The sequence below is a fragment of the Mycolicibacterium austroafricanum genome (assembly GCF_902705885.1).
GTDB lineage: Bacteria > Actinomycetota > Actinomycetes > Mycobacteriales > Mycobacteriaceae > Mycobacterium > Mycobacterium vanbaalenii_A.
The window spans coordinates 1-16,055 of sequence record NZ_CACSIP010000018.1 but is presented as its reverse complement, the minus strand read 5'-3'; the positions used below and the strand labels follow the sequence as shown (position 1 = coordinate 16,055).

Sequence of the window (16,055 nt, the reverse complement as noted above, 5' to 3'; positions counted from 1 at the left end):
CATCCTTGCTACAGGTCCAGGGTCAGCGAGCTGTCGCCGGCTGCCCGGGACACGCACGTCAGCATCAGGCCCGCGGCGCGTTCCGGCGCCGTCAGCAGCGTGTCGCGGTGATCGGGCTCGCCGGCGAGGACCCGGGTGCGACAGGTGCCGCAGAACCCCTGTTGGCACGAGTACGGGGGGTTCACCCCGGCCCGCCGCAATGCCGCAAGCAATGTCTCGCTCGCGGCTACGCCGACGGTCTCACCGGTGCCGGCCAGCGTGACCCGGAATGGCCGGCCGTCGACCACCGGTGCGGAGGCGAACCGTTCGAAGTGCAGCTCGACGTCGTCCCGGCCCACCAGCGCGGTCCGGATCGCCGTCAGCATCGGAGCGGGTCCGCACGCGTACACCGCGGTGCCCTCCGGGCAGTCGCCGAGCAGCTCTGCCGCGGTAGGCAGCCCGTGGTTGTCGTCAGTGCGGATCGCGATGGCATCCCCGTGTGCGGCGACCTCGTCGATGAACGGAAGACTGTCGCGGCTGCGGCCGGTGTAGACCATCGACCAGTCGACCTGCAGCCGGCGTGCCAGGTCCAGCATCGGGAGGATCGGCGTGATGCCGATGCCGCCGGCAATGAACCGGAACCGTGACGCCGGGGAGCCGCGGCCGGGCACGGTGAGTGGAAAGGCGTTGCGCGGGCCGTGAGTGTGCACAGTCGAACCCTCGGGAAGCGCGTCGTGCACCTCCGCGGACCCACCACCACCGTCGGGAATGCGTCGCACCGCGATGCGATAGTGGTCGTCCGTCGACGGGTCGCCGCACAGCGAGTACTGCCGGACCAGACCGCTGGGCAGGTGGACATCGAGGTGTGCGCCGGGATACCAGCGGGGGAGTGTCCCGCCGTGCGCGGCGGTGAGCGTCAGCTCGACCACATCCTGGTCACGGGCCACGACACGCCTGCGCGCCACGTTCAGTGCGATGGTGTCGACGCCGCCGCCGGGAGGCCGGATCCGCCGCATCGCCGCAGTGGTGGCCAAGATCCCCGACAGCGCGGCGCCCGCGAAACCCAGCGTCGGGTCGTGACGGGTGCGGCCCGACGCGCTCGGCGGCGTCTTCAGGTAAGCCCGCCGGTAACGTTCGAACACCGGCATCACATGTGTGCCGCGCGGGCCGCAGGGGAGGTCGCGAGGTAGGCGACGGCCTGCGCGGTGGAGCCGAGTTCCTCCGGCGAATAGCCGGGCCGGAAGTACGCCAGGGTGTTCGATCCGAACAGCGCGCGGTAGCGGGGCAGCAGCCCCAGTTTCGAATCGCGCATCCGCAGCCGCTGGAACCTCCACCAGCTGGTGGTCGTAGCGGGATCGGTCTTCACCAGATACCAGGCGGCGCGCTGGAAGAACACGAACAGCATCACTGCGGCAGTGGTCATCGCCCGCACCCGGCTGAGGTAGCTGTCGTGGAAGTACATCGCGACGTCGTGGGCCACGCTTCGGTGTTCGACCTCCTCGCTACCGTGCCAGCGGAACAGGTCGACCAGCGCCGGGTCGGCGTGGTGGTCGTCCCAGGCGCAGTTGAGGGCGAAGTCGCCCATCACCGCGGTGTAGTGCTCGATGGCTGCGATCAGCCACAGCCGCTCACAGAGGTGATTCAGCCGCCGCCGCGGGTCGGTGGTGTCCAACGGGGCGAGGACCTCGGTGAAGACGTGCTCGACCTGGTCGAGGATCGGTGCCGGATCCACCCCGTGCTCGATCATGAAGGTGTTCAGGATCTTCTCGTGCACGTCGGCGTGGGTGGCCTCCTGGCCGATGAACCCGCGGATGTCGTCGGCCAGCTTGGGATCCTTGACCAGGGGCAACGCTTCGTTGAAGGTTTCGACGAACCAGCGCTCCCCGGCCGGCAGGACCAGGTTGAGCACGCTGACGACATGGGAGGCGACCGGATGACCCGGGATCCAGTGCAGCGGGCTGTCCGCGACGTCGAAGTCCACCTTGCGCGCCTGGATCTGCACCGGACCAGGATCGATCTCGTCGTCGAATCGCCGCGGTCGCAGCATCTGCGGACTCCTGTTCGTCGTCACTCTTTCCGTGAGTTTACGACGTGGGGGCCCGGTTGGTGGGAACGCGGGTCCCGGATAGCTGTCCGGTGACGCGGGATCAGGCGGGAGGTTGGCCCGGGATCGCCGGGCCGCCCTGGATCTGCGGGGGCGCGCCTGCCACGGGTCCCCCTGCTCCAGGAGCGCCGGCGATCGGCACCATCGGCGTCGGGGTGATCGTCGTGACGCCGTTGGCGCCGACTGTGGGACCACCGGTGGGGCCCATCGCCTTGATCTCGTCGGCAGCGGCCTGCGTGCAGTCCAGGTTCAGCAGCATCCGGCCGCCGCTCGTCATCTTCTGCGAGTCGACCAGGCAGGAGAACTGTGGAAGAGCGCTGCCGTTCGATCCGCCGAAATAGGCCTTGATGCCCTGGCTCTTGAGGATTGCCAGTGCTCGGCCGTACTGTTCGCCGGTCACGTTGTACGGCGATGGCTGCGCAGGCTGGGAGATCGCCACGCCGGCACCGATCAGCGCGGCCGTTCCGGCGGCGACCAGTCCACCGCTGAGCACAGCGACGTTTTTCACGACGAGCTTTCTCACGACAACAATCTCCTCGCCTCGGTTGGTGCGGTGCGAACATATCGCAGCAGTGCCGAATGTGAAACCGCTGCAGAGGTCCCAGGTGTTACATGCGCGGCGCTCACGCCGGCGGCTTGACCGCGGCCCGCATCGCCTCGCACAGCGCAGCTGCACGTGGATCGGTGAAGATCGATTCGAGAAGAACCTGCTGTCCGTCCGAGCCGCCGAGCGGGATCCGCCAGTTCGGATACTCGTCGGTGGTCCCCGGCTGGTTCTGGGTGCGCACCTCGCCGACGGCATCGGCCAACGACAGCGCCAGCAGCCGGGACGGGGTACGGCCGAGATAGCGGTGCAGGGCCAACACCACGGCATCCACGTCAGTGTCGCCCTCGTCGAGCAGCCCGACCCTGCGCAACTCGGACATCCAGGCCTGCTGCTGCGCTCTGTCCCCGGCGAGCTCCTCGTCGGCGGGTCTGGTCAGCAGCCCGAGTTCGTCGCGCAACCGGACGTGCTCGCCGGCGAGGTACCCCCGGGTGGGCGGCAGATCGTGCGTCGTCACGGCCGACAAGCAGTTCTCCCGCCACCGCTCCGCAGGCAGCGGGCCGCCGCTGCCGTCACGGTCCATCTCGAACCACAGGATCGACGTACCGAACAGACCGCGGTCGTGGAGGTAGTCGCGGACCCACGGCTCCACGGTGCCCAGATCCTCACCGACGACAACCGCGCCGGCCCGCTGTGCCTCCAACGCCACGATGCCGATCATCGCCTCGTGGTCGTAACGCACATAGGTGCCCTCGGTCGGCAGCACACCCCGGGGTATCCACCACAACCGGAACAACCCGATGATGTGGTCGATGCGCACCCCGCCCGTATGCCTCAGGATCGCCGCGACCAGGGCCCGGAACGGTTCGTACGCCGCCTCGGCGAGCCGGTCGGGACGCCACGGCGGCTGCGACCAGTCCTGTCCGAGCTGGTTGAACTCGTCCGGCGGTGCGCCGGCGGTGACACCGAGGGCCAATACGTCCTGCAACGCCCAGGCGTCGGCGCCGTCGGGATCCACGCCGACCGCCAGGTCACCCATGAGGCCCAGCTCCATGCCCGCCTGCACGGCGGCGGACTGCGCCGCCCCGAGCTGATCGTCGACCAGCCATTGCAGCCAGCGGTGGAAGTCCACTGCCGCCGGGTTCTCCTCGACGAATGCGGCGACCTCTTCGGAGCGCGGGTGCCGCAGTGCCTCCGGCCATCGGTGCCAGTCGTTGCCGTCACGTTCGGCCAGCGCACACCAGGTGGCGAAGTCGTCGAGGCTACGGCCCTCGCGATCCAGGAACGCCTGGTAGGCGATCTCGCGGCCGGCCGAAAGCTCGACCTGGTAGATGATCTCCAGCGCCTCGCGCTTGGTCTTCCAGGCGCGGTCCCGGTCGATCTGCTCGGAGCGATCGGCCCGCATCTGCACCGCGGCCTGCGCCTTGCGGATCCGGCCGCGATGCCGGACGAAGGCGAACTCCGCTACGGCGGCGACACGCAGGTACATCGGGTTGACGAATCGCCGGGAGGTCGGCAGGTACGGCGAAGGTTCCATCGGTGCCGCGGGCGCGGCGGCATGCAGCGGGTTGACCAGCACGAAACCCGCACCGTGGCGGGCAGCCGACCACACAGCCAGATCGGTGAGATCGGTCAGATCCCCGACCCCCCAGGAGTTCCGGGAACGCACGCTGTAGAGCTGGGTGGCCAGGCCCCAGGCGCGACCCGACCCGAGTCGGGGCGCTTCCAGCGATGCCGGCGCCACGATGACGGTGGTGCTGACGTCGGACGAGCCGACCTGCAGGTACAGCCGGTGGTAACCCACCGGCAGGTCCGCGGGCAGTTCGAAGCTTGCCTCCCCGATCAGTCGCCCGTCGAGATCGAATGGGGCTGTGTTGTTCTCGAGCTGGCGCAGACCGGTGCGCACGCTGCCGTCCTCCAGTCGCAGCCACAACCTGGCCGGGTCACCGTGCGTGACGTGAACCCAGAACGTCGTGGCGACGCGGCTGCGTCCGACGATCACCGGTGGCAGTGAGCGCGCCCAGTGGGCCCGGTCGTGCGCTGTGAGCGCCGCGGTCCGGTCCTCCTCGGTTGCTGCGGGCACGCCGAGTGCGTCGAGGACGGCGGTCAAGGTGGCCGGCGCGACGGTGACGGGCCGGCCGGTCCAGTCGGTGTAACCGGTCGCGACGCCGTAACGACCGGACAGCTCGATCAGCGAGTCGGGCAGATCGACGTCCTCGGCGGCAGCAGGCATGCCGCCAATCTTGCCCCGTCATCCGGCTTCACGGAGACCCAAGCCCCACTGCCGGTCCTCTCCGCGCGCCGCGCTCCGCCCGGCGCTTTGGGTAGGGTCCCGGATCATGGCGGCCGAACCGCTCGGGGGCGGCGAGGCACGCAACAGGCGGGCTCGGCTCGCCGTGGCAGCGTTGTTCCTGACCAACGGCGCGCTGTTCGCCAATCTGCTGCCCAGATTCCCGGAGATCAAGGCGGATCTGGGGATGTCCAATGCCGTCTACGGCGGGGCGGTGGCCGGCTTCTCCGCCGGGGCGCTGCTTGCCGGGCTGACCGCGGCGGCGTTGATCCGGCGTTTCACCTCAGCGCGTGTGGCCGTGGTCACCACGGTGGCCCTTGCGGTGTTCCTCACGGCGGCCGCGCTGTCGACCTCACCGCTGCTCTTCGCTGCAGCCCTGTTCGTCGCGGGCGCGTGCGATGCGGTCACCGACGTCGCCCAGAACGTCAACGGCCTTCGGCTGCAACGCAACTACGGACGGTCCATCATCAACTCGCTGCATGCGGTCTGGGCTGTCGGTGCGATCACCGGCGGTCTGATGGGAGCCGGGGCGATCGCGCTGCACATCCCGCGGGCGACGCATCTGGGGGTCGCCGGGGTGATCTTCTGCGCGGTGGTGGCCGTCGCCTATCGACATCTGCTGCGCGGCCCCGATCACGACGACCACCCGTCGCAGCACCGTCAGGGTCGGCGCCCGCCGGGCGCAACGGTGTACCTGTCGCTGTCGGCGCTGGTGGGTATCGCGATCGTCGGCGCCACTGTCGAGGACTCCGGGAGCTCCTGGGCCACCTTGTATCTGCGCGACAGCCTGGCTGCGCCGGGTCCGGTGGCGGCGATGGGGTACGTCGCGCTGGTCGGGTTCATGTTCGTCGGCCGGTTGATCGGTGACGGTCTGGTCGACCGGTTCGGCGACCGTGCGGTGGCGCGGGCAGGTGGGCTGATCACGGCAGCGGGAATGGGGACCGCCCTGGCCTTTCCAACGGTGCCGGGCACCATCGCGGGTTTCGCCGCCGCAGGGCTGGGGGTCGCCACGGTGGTGCCCGCCGCGATGCGCGCCGCCGACGAGTTGCCCGGTCTTCGCGCCGGAACCGGGCTGACCGTGTTGACCTGGCTGATGCGTGTCGGATTCCTCGGTGCTCCCCTGATCGTCGGCGTCATCGCCGATGCGACCAGCCTGCGGATCGGACTTCTGATCGTCCCGGTCGCCGGTGTCGCACTTGTGGCGCTCGCCGGCGTGCTCGGAACCCGACGGCGGTGAGCGCTACGCCAGCGCGTTGCGGATCATCGGCGTCAGCACCGTATGGGCGAAGCGGCGCAGTTCGTCGTCGTCACCGAAGTCCGGGTCGGACGGCGGCATCGACAGGTAGGTGAAGAACAGCCGGGCGAAGACATCGGCCACCCAGCGCACCGACTGCGCCGGCGTGCCGGGGGTCTCGCCGTGGATGTAGTTGGCGATGAATGCCGAGCCCATCGCGATCAGCTCTGCTGAGTCGGCCGGCGGAGCCGGGTCGACGTGCGGTGCCCGGCGCAGGATCGGGTGGGCGCGTGCGAAGGCGACGGCGGCGATGAACGCGTTGGCCACCCCCTCGTCGGGGTCGGCGGTGGCCTCGATGGCATCGGCCACCGCGGCCAGAAACCGCTGGGTTTCCCGGCGGACCAGCGCAGCCACCAGATCGTCGCGGCGCGGATAGCGCCGGTAGGCGGTCATCCGGGAGACCCCGGCTTTGCGCACCACTTCCTCGACGGTGATCCGGTTCAGGCCGACGGATGCAGCCTCGTTGAGCGCCGCATCCAGCAGTCGCCGGCAGGTCGGGTCCGCGGATTCGTCGTTCCCGTGGCCGCCGAAGAGGTCGGCGGCAGCACCGACGACGACGACGAGCTGCGAATCAATCACCGCGCCAGAACCTCGAGCGCCGATGCGCCGGCCACCCGGGCGCGGGCCAGCGATACGTACCGGGGTGTTCCGAACGCCCATCGGTGCAGCCGCGCGTCCAGCTGCAACACCGGCTCGTACAGGCTGCGGGTCAGCGCCGCCGGACGGTCGTACCCGATGAGCTCGCGTGCCCACCGGGGTGCTCGGATCATCCCGGCGTGTACCGCGAACCGGCCTGCCGGACGCTGGACCGACCCGGGTAGGTCGGACAGGAACGGCGAGGCGACCAGGAAGTCGAGGAAGGCGCGGGTCTGCGCAGTCACGGCGAGCTTGGGACGGACCTGCGCGACGAATTCCTCGAGCTCGGCAACGCTGGCCGGCACCGCCGCACCGCCTCCCATCCGGCCGATCGTGGCCTGCTCGCGCAGATACCGGTCGCGCTCCTCGGGCGAGAGCACCCTGTTGGTGCGCTCGAAGGTCCGCATGATCATCCATGGAATGCAGGTGTGCACCCACGCGATCAGCTCGGGGTCGAGCGCACGGTAGGCGATTCCGTCAGGGCGGGTGCCGTTGACGAATGAATGTACATGGCGGACATGCTCGATGAGAGCGGTTGCCGCAGAGGTATTTCCGAAGGTGGTGGCCAGCACGTAGCCGAGTGTGGCGCGGGCCCGGCGGAACGGGTCGCTGCGGAAGTCGGAGAGATCCTCCACGCCCGCGACGACCGAGGGGTGCAACACCTCGAGCACGATCGCGGCCAGGCCCGCCTGGGACACGGCCGCGAGATCGGCGTGCACCTCCCACGACACGCTTCCCGGCCCGATCAGACCGGGGTCACCCGGCGGCCCGCCGTAGACCGCGGGGTCGTCATGCCGGCCGGCCTGACGCTCGAAATCACCGATGATGCGGCTGCGTAGTGGGTGCACCTCGCGGCCTCCTTTGCGACCGACCTGAACGCTTTGGTATAGATGTTACAAACCTAGGTAAATATATACCAACATTCCTTCGACGGGACCGCGAGTTTTCGGAGTTTCCGGTGAATACGGCGGCTTAGGCTGGCTCTGAACGGCGACTGCAGCACTCGCTGGTACAGTTACGTACCAGGAACTGACCAAAGGAGTTGGACATGACCGCGGAGGCCACACCCCGTGACACCGCAGGTGGACGGCCCGTCGTGGAGACCACCTACGGTCCGGTACGCGGCGTGGACGACGGAGTGGTCAAGGCCTGGAAGGCGGTCCGATACGCGGCGGCGCCGGTCGGCGACCTGCGGTGGCGGGCGCCTCAGCCGCCGGTGGCATGGTCAGAGCCCGCCGACGCCGGACGGGTCGGCCCGGTGTGTCCCCAGCCCACGGATCCGAGAATTCCGATCGACCTCGGAGCTCCGCAGGGTGACGACTTCCTGAGCCTCAACGTGTGGGCTCCGGCCGGTACGCAACCCGGAGATGCCAAACCGGTGATGGTGTGGGTGCACGGCGGCGCCTACATCCTCGGCTCGGCCAGCCAGCCGCTCTATCACGGCCGAACCCTGGCGGCGGGCGGTGACGTCGTGGTCGTCACCGTCAACTACCGGCTCGGGGCGCTGGGCTTTCTGGAACTGTCCACCCTGGGCGCCGACAGCGAGCGGTTCGCCACCAACGTGGGCTTGCGTGATGTGCTGGCCGCGCTGGGCTGGGTGCGCGAGAACATCGCGGCGTTCGGCGGTGATCCGGGCAGGGTCACGTTGTTCGGCGAGTCCGCCGGGGCGGGAATCGTCACAACCCTGCTGGGCACGCCCGCCGCAGCCGGGCTGTTCAGCGCCGCGATCGCGCAGAGTTCACCGGTCACCTCCACCTACGACTCCGGCCGCGCCCGCGGAGTGGCCGAGCGATTTCTCGAGGTACTCGAGGTCGGGCCCCAGGATCTGGGCCGCCTGGCGGGGCTGAGCACCGAGGCGATCGTGGCAGCGTCGCGGACGGTGTTCGACGAGGTCCCGGTGCGCACCCCGGGCAGGTTGGCCTTCGCCCCGATCGTCGACGGCGACCTGGTTCCGGACTATCCGGTCAGCATGGCCAGGAAGGGATTGACCCATCCGGTGCCGCTGATCATCGGCACCAACAAGAACGAGGCCGCGCTCTTCCGGTGGATGAAGTCGCCGCTGATGCCCATCAAACCCGAGTCCATCAAGGCGATGTTCGCCGAGATCGCCGCCGAGCAACCGGGTCTGCAGTTGCCCGACGAAACCCGACTCGGCGGCACCTACCGCGGCCGGGGGACGGTCAAGGGCCTCGGGTTGGCCAGTGACCTCGGTTTCCGGATGCCCTCGATCTGGTTCGCCGACGGTCACCGTGCCGTCGCGCCGGTGTACCTCTACCGCTTCGACTTCGCCACCGCGATGCTGCGCCTGCTCCGTCTGCACGCCGCCCACGCCACCGAACTTCCGTTCGTCTGGGGAAATCTCGGCGCCGTGCGCAAGGACCCGATGTTCGCACTCGGCGGCCGCAAGGTCGGCGAGGCGGTCTCGCAGCGGATGCGCGCCAGATGGACGGGCTTCGCGACGCACGGCGAACCCCGCGGACTGACCGGCGAACCGGCCTGGCGCCCCTACGGCGCCGACGACCGCGCCACCCTGGTCATCGACAAACAGGATTCGGTGGTCGACGACCTCGATGCCGACGTGCGGCGCGCCTGGGGCGATGACGTCCTGAGCTTCCTGTAGAGATCCGACTCCCGGAGGCGCCGCCATGGAATTCCTCGACCTACTGCCGCCGCAGATGCGCGACCCCGTGCTGTTCGCCGTCCCATTCTTCCTGCTGCTGCTGATCATCGAGTGGACGGCCGCCCGCAAACTCGAGCACCTGTCCAGCTCCGGCGATCCCGGGCGGCCGGGCCCCGGCGCTCATCTCGCGCGCGACTCCTGGGCCAGCATCTCGATGGGGCTGGTGTCGATCTTCACGATGGGCGCGTGGAAGTTCCTGGCGCTGCTGGGTTATGCGGCGATCTATGCCTATCTCGCCCCGTGGCAGCTGTCCGCCACCCAGTGGTACACGTGGGTGATCGCGATCGTCGGTGTGGATCTGCTCTTCTATGCCTACCACCGCACCGCGCACCGAGTGCGGTTGATCTGGGCCACCCACCAGGCCCACCATTCCAGCCAGTACTTCAACTTCGCGACCGCGCTGCGGCAGAAGTGGAACAACAGCGGGGAGATCCTGATGTGGATTCCCTTGCCGCTGTTGGGCGTTCCACCGTGGATGGTGTTCGTGAGTTTTTCGATCAGCCTGGTCTACCAGTTCTGGATCCATACCGAGCGCATCGGCAAGCTCTGGCGCCCAATCGAGTTCGTCTTCAATACCCCCTCGCATCACCGGGTGCACCACGGAATGGACCAGCAGTACCTGGACAAGAACTACGGCGGGATCCTGATCATCTGGGACCGGCTGTTCGGCACATTCCAGAGTGAACTCTTCCGGCCGCACTACGGGTTGACCAAGCCGGTGGACACGTTCAACATCTGGAAGCTGCAGACTCGCGAATACGCCGCCATCGGCCGCGATGTACGGGCCGCCCGGCGGATCCGCGACAAGCTCGGCTACATCTTCGGCCCTCCGGGCTGGTTGCCCGCGGGGGCGGCCCGGGCCGGTGACCAGCCACCCGCCTACGTCCCCCGATAGCGTGACCGATCGCCGACGCGGCCTGTGGGCAGGCCGTAGGGTGCGCAGTGTGGAGACGGTTTTTGATGCCCGCGTCGACCCGGCACTGGTAGATCGTTCCCTGGCCGAAAGTGCGCTCGGGTCTGTGTGGCTGGACCTCCCACGCCCGGAGTTCCCTGCGCCCACTGGTCCGATCACCTGCGACCTGCTGGTGATCGGCGGCGGCTACACCGGCCTGTGGAGCGCGCTGCACGCCGCCCGCCGACACCCCGACAGGCGGATCGTACTCATCGAGGCCGACCGGATCGGGTGGGCGGCGTCCGGGCGCAACGGCGGCTTCGTCGACGCCAGCCTGACCCATGGGTTCGAGAACGGGAAAGCCCGCTGGCCCAACGAGATCGACACGCTCGAGGCGATGGGCATGGAGAACCTCGACGGCATGCAGACCGAGATCGCCGAACTCGGCCTCGACACCGAATGGCAACGCACCGGGATGCTCACCGTGGCCACCGAGCCGCATCAGGTGGAATGGCTCGAGCAAGCCGCGGCCGCTGAGCAGGGACAGCTGCTCGACGAGCGACAGGTCCGGGCCGAAGTCCACTCGCCGACCTATCTCGCGGGTCTCTACAGCGCTGACACGTGCGCGATCGTCAACCCCGCCAAGCTGGCACTCGAGTTGGCGCGGGCCTGCCGTGATGTCGGCGTCGAGGTGTTCGAGCACACCACCGCGACGCGGATCGACTCGGGCGGCGCCGCACTGCGCGTGCACACCGACGGACCTGCGGTCACCTGCCGTCAGGTGATGTTGGCGACCAATGTGTTCCCCAGCCTGCTCAAGCGCAATCGCCTGTTCACCGTGCCCGTGTACGACTACGTGCTGGCCACCGAGCCGTTGACCGAGGCGCAGCTCGAGCGCGTGGGCTGGCAACGTCGACAGGGAATCGGCGACTCCGCCAACCAGTTTCACTACTACCGGTTGACGATGGACAATCGCATCGTCTGGGGTGGTTACGACGCCGTCTACCACTTCGGCCGGCACGTCAAGTCCGACTACGAAGACCGCCGCGACACCTACCGGCGGTTGGCGGCGCATTTTTTCATCACGTTCCCGCAGCTCGATGATGTCCGGTTCAGCCACCGGTGGGCCGGACCCATCGACACCAACACCCGATTCTGTGCGCACTGGGGCCTGGCCCGCGAGGGCCGCGTCGCCTATGTCAACGGGTTCACCGGGCTCGGTGTCGGAGCCACCAGGTTCGCCGCCGATGTGTGCCTGGACCTGTTGGACGGGGAGCGCACGCCCCGCACCCGGTTGGAGATGGTGCGCAAGAAGCCGCTGCCGTTTCCGCCCGAACCACTCGCCAGCGTCGGCATCCAGGCCACCAGATGGTCCCTGGACAGGGCCGACCATTCCGCGGGGCGGCGCAACCTGCTGCTGCGGGCGCTGGACGCCGCCGGGCTCGGCTTCGATTCGTGACGGCGGCGAGCGCTGCTGCGGCGCCGCGGTGACGTGCGCCGATGTGTAACGCCCCTTTTCCGGATTGCGATGCACCTGTTACATAAGCCGTGACAGCGGGTATCACCGGGCGACAACAGCGAGGGGGCCGCCATGTCTGTTCAGCCGTCAACACGATCGCCGCGCCGACGGCTGCGGTCACTGCTCGCGGTAGTTGCCCCACTGCTGGCGATGCTCCTGAGTTCGGCGCCCGCGCACGCCCAGCCGGGTGTGGTCGTCTACCCGGGCATGGAGATCCACCAGGATTCGGTGCTGTGCACCCTCGGCTACGTGGATCCGCAGACTCGGGTGGCGTTCACCGCGGGGCACTGCCGTGCGTCGGGAACGGTCTCGGACAAGCAGGGCAATTTCATCGGCAGGCAGGGTTCGTTCCGGGACAACACCCCCGACGGAACCACGGTCGACACCAACCACCAGATTGCCGACTGGCAGGTGATCCACCTGGCGCCCGAGGTGGCCGTCAACAATGTGTTGCCCAGCGGCCGGGTGCTGGTCACCGATCCCGCGGTGCTGCCGGTGGTCGGTATGCCGGTCTGCCACTTCGGGGTGGTGACGGGGGAGAGCTGCGGGACGGTCGAAGCGGTCAACAATGGCTGGTTCACGATGGCCAACGGTGTGGTGAGCCGCAAGGGCGACTCCGGCGGCCCGGTGTACACCCCGACACCGGACGGCCGCACCGTGCTCATCGGAATGTTCAACAGCACCTGGGGCAGCCTGCCGGCCGCGGTGTCGTGGCAGGTAGCCAGTCAGCAGGCTCGCGAGGACACCATCTCCGCGGCCTCGGCCAACCTGTCCGCACCTCCGGCCCTGCCCTGACCGACGACGCGGATCAGGCCTGCGCCGTCGTCTGAGGGGCGAGCTCGAACACCGGGATGGACGGGGCGACCGCCCGTCTCTCAGCGGCCGTCGACGCCGGCGTGAGCTCGCCGACATGGCCTTTGACCTGCCAGTACCACCGGTCGAGGTAGTGCTCGAGCAGCGCGGGCTTGGCATCGTCGCCCAGCTCGATCGCGCGGCGATCATGTGAGCGCCTCCGCGGTCCCAGCTCGACCGTGCCCGCCGCGCGGACGTTGCGCGCCCACTGCGTGTTGCCGCGGGGAGAGACCAGGTACTGCCGGCCGTCGACGGACATCAGGTTCACCACCACGGCGCGTGTCTGACCGGTGTGTCGGCCTCGCACCCGCAGGGCAGTGCTGCCTGCGATGCTCACCCCGCGTTCGGCGAGATGGCGGATCGCTTCATTGAAGAGGCGGGTGCCGAGCCCTGGAACGTCGTACCGCTGTGTCATGAGAGTTTCCTTCCATCGGAGATTAGAGAGCACTGCTCTCACTTCACAGGCTGCCACTCGTCGGGCGGCAAATCAAGAGCAGTGATCTCGTTTCGTGTCACACTTGGCCCGTGGGCAAACGACAGGACTCCCGCGACCGCACCGAACGCCGCATTGTCGAACTCGGCAGGCGTCACCTGGTGACCGAAGGCGCCACCGGGCTTTCGTTGCGTGCGATCGCGCGCGACCTGGGCATGGTGTCCTCGGCGGTGTACCGCTATGTCGCCAGCCGCGACGAACTCCTCACGTTGCTGCTCGTTGATGCCTACACCGATCTCGCCGACGCCGTAGAGCGCGCCCGCGACGGCGCCCCGGGTTCGTGGCGCGAGCAACTCCTCGCGATGGCGCGGGCCGCTCGGTCGTGGGCTGTCCGCGAGCCGGCGAGCTGGACCCTGCTGTATGGAAGCCCGGTGCCCGGGTATCACGCCCCTCGCGATCAAACGGTGGCGCCGGGCACCAGGGTGGTCGGCGCACTGTTCGGCGTGGTCGCGGCCGGCGTCGCCGCCGGAGAGGTCCCCTCGCCGAAAAGCGCTGTGCCACCGGTTCTGGCGGCGGACTTCAACGGACTGCGCAGCGAGTTCGGCTTCGCGGTGGATGACACGGTGGTCGCCGAGTGTCTTGTCCTGTGGGCGACGCTCGTCGGTGCCATCAGTCTCGAGATCTTCGGTCAGTACGGACCCGACACTTTCACCGATCCGGCGGCGGTGTTCGACACCCAGCTGAGCTTGGTGGTCGAGATGCTGGTCGGGCGGACCGGCTGAGCCGCCGCCGAGGGCGCGGCTCCGGCGCCAACTAGAACACGTTCTAGCCAGCGGGGGCCTCGGTCGATATTCTCGTGGAGATGCTTGACCAGACACCTGTCCAGATCGCCTGGGTGACCACCGACCTGGCAGCCACCGAGAAAGTGCTCACCGCGCTGGTGGGTGCCGGGAAGTGGACCCGTATGCCGGGCGTGCACTTCAGCCCCGAGATGTGCACGTACCGGGGGCGACCCGCGGATTTCGTCGCCGACATCTCCCTGAGTTATGCCGGCGACACCCAACTGGAAGTGATCGCCCCGGTGACCGGTCCCAGCGTGTACACCGAATTCCTGGACCGCTGCGGCCCCGGACTGCACCACATCTGCGTCGCGGCCGCCGATGGCGACCGGTTCGAGGCCGCCGTCAGCGAGGCCGAACGGGACGGTGCACCTGTCGTCATGTCGGGCACGATGCCGGGAGGGATGCGGTTCGCCTATGTCTCGGCCGAGAACTCGGGGGTGCCCTACATCGAGATCGCCTACATTCCGCCGCAGATTCAGGCCCTCTTCGACCACATCAAACAGGAGCAGAATTGACCATGCAGCACATCCCGGAAACCGTGAGCGTTGACGAGGTCACGTCCTGGTCCGACGAGGCGGATGTGGTGATCCTCGGATTCGGCATCGCCGGTGGTTGCGCGGCCGTCAGCGCCGCAGCGGCAGGGGCCCGCGTCCTGGTCCTGGAGAAGGCCGCTGCGGCCGGCGGGACGACGTCGATGGCCGGCGGCCACTTCTACCTCGGCGGTGGCACCGCAGTGCAACAGGCCACCGGACACCAGGACACGGCCGAGGAGATGTACAAGTACTTGGTGTCGCAGTCGCGGGACCCGGAACTCGACAAGATCCGTGCCTACTGCGAGGGCAGCGTCGAGCACTTCGATTGGCTCGAGGCGCTGGGCTTTCAGTTCGAGCGCAGCTACTACCCGGGCAAAGTCGTGGTCCCGCCGGGGACCGAGGGACTGTCCTACACCGGCAACGAGAAGGTCTGGCCGTTCTGCGAGCAGGCCAAGCCGGCGCCGCGCGGGCACTCGGTTCCGGTCCCCGGCGAGCTGGGTGGCGCGGCGATGGTGATCGACCTGCTGCTCAAACGCGCCGCCGATCTCGGGGTGCAGATCCGCTATGAAACCGGAGCGACCGGCCTCATCACCGACGACGACGGCGCGGTGGTCGGGGTGCGGTGGAAGCACTTCGGCGAGACCGGCGAGGTGAAAGCCACGTCCGTCGTCATCGCAGCGGGGGGCTTCGCGATGAACGCCGAGATGGTGGCTGAGTACACGCCCGCGCTCGGCCAGGAACGCAAGACCAAGCACCACGGGATGGTGGCGCCCTACATTCTGGGCAATCCGAACGACGATGGTTTGGGCATCCGGCTGGGTGTCTCGGCCGGCGGGGTGGCCACCCACATGGACGAGCTGTTCATCACCGCCGCGGCCTATCCGCCGGAGATCCTGCTCACCGGCGTCATCGTCAACTCCGACGGCAAGCGATTCGTCGCCGAGGATTCCTATCATTCGCGCACGTCGGCTTTCGTGCTCGAACAGCCGGAGCAGTCGGCCTATCTGATCGTCGACGAGGCCCACATGCAGATGCCCGAGATGCCGCTGATCAAGTTCATCGACGGTTGGGAGACGGTCGCCGAGATGGAGACCGCACTGGGAATTCCGGAAGGAAACCTCGCCGCGACCCTGGACCGTTACAACCGCCACGCCGCCGACGGCGAGGACCCCGACTTCCACAAACAGCCGGAATACGTGGCGGCACAAGATCACGGCCCGTGGGCGGCCTTTGATCTGACACTGGGCCGGGCGATGTACTCCGGTTTCACGATGGGCGGGTTGAAGGTGTCCATCGACGGGGAGGTGCTGCGCGAGGACGGCAGCGCGGTCCGCGGTCTGTACGCCGCGGGCGCCTGCGCATCCAACATCGCGCAGGACGGCAAGGGTTATGCCAGCGGCACGCAGCTGGGCGAGGGGGCGTTTTTCGGGCGGCGGACGGGAGAGCACGGGGCGCGG

The 16,055-nt window shown here is 68.5% G+C and carries 15 protein-coding genes; 8 read left to right on the top strand and 7 right to left on the bottom strand.

Translation table 11 applies throughout. The features are described 5' to 3' along the window. Positions 1–8: 8 nt before the first annotated feature. The 4 genes from BEMPMBAN_RS13420 to malQ form a co-directional block, all read right to left on the bottom strand. Positions 9–1,127: a PDR/VanB family oxidoreductase gene (locus BEMPMBAN_RS13420; RefSeq protein ID WP_159230880.1), complete on the bottom strand. Its 1,119-nt coding sequence runs from the start codon at positions 1,125–1,127 to the stop codon at positions 9–11. Continuing rightward, positions 1,127–2,026 (bottom strand): metal-dependent hydrolase, encoded by a 900-nt coding sequence (locus tag BEMPMBAN_RS13415; RefSeq protein ID WP_159230879.1) that lies wholly within the window; start codon positions 2,024–2,026, stop codon positions 1,127–1,129. The genes BEMPMBAN_RS13420 and BEMPMBAN_RS13415 overlap by 1 nt, the downstream gene beginning before the upstream one ends. A 100-nt stretch (positions 2,027–2,126) precedes the next feature. Then, a complete protein-coding gene (locus BEMPMBAN_RS13410) occupies positions 2,127–2,591 on the bottom strand; it encodes a hypothetical protein (protein ID WP_159230952.1) in 465 nt (154 codons plus the stop codon). A gap of 115 nt (positions 2,592–2,706) precedes the next feature. Next, positions 2,707–4,860 (bottom strand): 4-alpha-glucanotransferase, encoded by a 2,154-nt coding sequence (gene malQ / locus BEMPMBAN_RS13405; RefSeq protein ID WP_159230878.1) that lies wholly within the window; start codon positions 4,858–4,860, stop codon positions 2,707–2,709. A 106-nt stretch (positions 4,861–4,966) separates the two neighbouring features. On the opposite strand from malQ, the gene BEMPMBAN_RS13400 reads away from it, so the two are divergent. Next, the gene (locus BEMPMBAN_RS13400) at positions 4,967–6,154 is read left to right on the top strand and encodes an MFS transporter (RefSeq protein WP_159230877.1); all 1,188 of its coding nucleotides are present in this window, start codon (positions 4,967–4,969) and stop codon (positions 6,152–6,154) included. A gap of 3 nt (positions 6,155–6,157) precedes the next feature. Here BEMPMBAN_RS13400 and BEMPMBAN_RS13395 read toward each other — a convergent pair whose 3' ends face one another. Both BEMPMBAN_RS13395 and BEMPMBAN_RS13390 read right to left on the bottom strand, forming a co-directional pair. After that, on the bottom strand, positions 6,158–6,790 hold the full coding sequence (locus tag BEMPMBAN_RS13395; RefSeq protein ID WP_159230876.1) for a TetR/AcrR family transcriptional regulator: 633 nt from the start codon (positions 6,788–6,790) through the stop codon (positions 6,158–6,160). Next, the gene (locus BEMPMBAN_RS13390) at positions 6,787–7,695 is read right to left on the bottom strand and encodes an oxygenase MpaB family protein (protein WP_159230875.1); all 909 of its coding nucleotides are present in this window, start codon (positions 7,693–7,695) and stop codon (positions 6,787–6,789) included. Before BEMPMBAN_RS13390 ends, BEMPMBAN_RS13395 begins: the two co-directional genes overlap by 4 nt. Positions 7,696–7,895: 200 nt before the next feature. Here BEMPMBAN_RS13390 and BEMPMBAN_RS13385 point away from each other — a divergent pair, with 200 nt between their 5' ends. The 4 genes from BEMPMBAN_RS13385 to BEMPMBAN_RS13370 all read left to right on the top strand — a co-directional run bounded on the left by BEMPMBAN_RS13385 (position 7,896) and on the right by BEMPMBAN_RS13370 (position 12,733). Then, on the top strand, positions 7,896–9,467 hold the full coding sequence (locus BEMPMBAN_RS13385; protein ID WP_159230874.1) for a carboxylesterase/lipase family protein: 1,572 nt from the start codon (positions 7,896–7,898) through the stop codon (positions 9,465–9,467). A gap of 25 nt (positions 9,468–9,492) precedes the next feature. Continuing rightward, positions 9,493–10,422, top strand: a complete 930-nt coding sequence (locus tag BEMPMBAN_RS13380; protein WP_159230873.1) for a sterol desaturase family protein — start codon at positions 9,493–9,495, stop codon at positions 10,420–10,422. A 49-nt stretch (positions 10,423–10,471) separates the two neighbouring features. Next, complete coding sequence (locus BEMPMBAN_RS13375; protein WP_159230872.1) at positions 10,472–11,878, top strand: NAD(P)/FAD-dependent oxidoreductase; 1,407 nt, start codon at positions 10,472–10,474, stop codon at positions 11,876–11,878. A gap of 132 nt (positions 11,879–12,010) precedes the next feature. After that, entirely contained in the window at positions 12,011–12,733 is a 723-nt protein-coding gene (locus tag BEMPMBAN_RS13370; protein WP_159230871.1) for an Rv1815 family serine proteinase, read from the top strand. Between the two features lie 13 nt (positions 12,734–12,746). On the opposite strand, the gene BEMPMBAN_RS13365 is transcribed toward BEMPMBAN_RS13370, so the two are convergent. Next, positions 12,747–13,205: a nitroreductase/quinone reductase family protein gene (locus BEMPMBAN_RS13365; RefSeq protein WP_159230870.1), complete on the bottom strand. Its 459-nt coding sequence runs from the start codon at positions 13,203–13,205 to the stop codon at positions 12,747–12,749. A 110-nt stretch (positions 13,206–13,315) separates the two neighbouring features. Here BEMPMBAN_RS13365 and BEMPMBAN_RS13360 point away from each other — a divergent pair, with 110 nt between their 5' ends. From BEMPMBAN_RS13360 to BEMPMBAN_RS13350, 3 genes are all read left to right on the top strand, one after another. Continuing rightward, positions 13,316–14,005 (top strand): TetR/AcrR family transcriptional regulator, encoded by a 690-nt coding sequence (locus BEMPMBAN_RS13360; RefSeq protein ID WP_159230869.1) that lies wholly within the window; start codon positions 13,316–13,318, stop codon positions 14,003–14,005. Positions 14,006–14,085: 80 nt separating this feature from the next. Further along, positions 14,086–14,580 (top strand): VOC family protein, encoded by a 495-nt coding sequence (locus BEMPMBAN_RS13355; RefSeq protein ID WP_159230868.1) that lies wholly within the window; start codon positions 14,086–14,088, stop codon positions 14,578–14,580. Between the two features lie 2 nt (positions 14,581–14,582). Continuing rightward, on the top strand, positions 14,583–16,055 hold a 1,473-nt coding region (locus BEMPMBAN_RS13350), incomplete at its 3' end, for an FAD-binding protein (protein ID WP_159230951.1).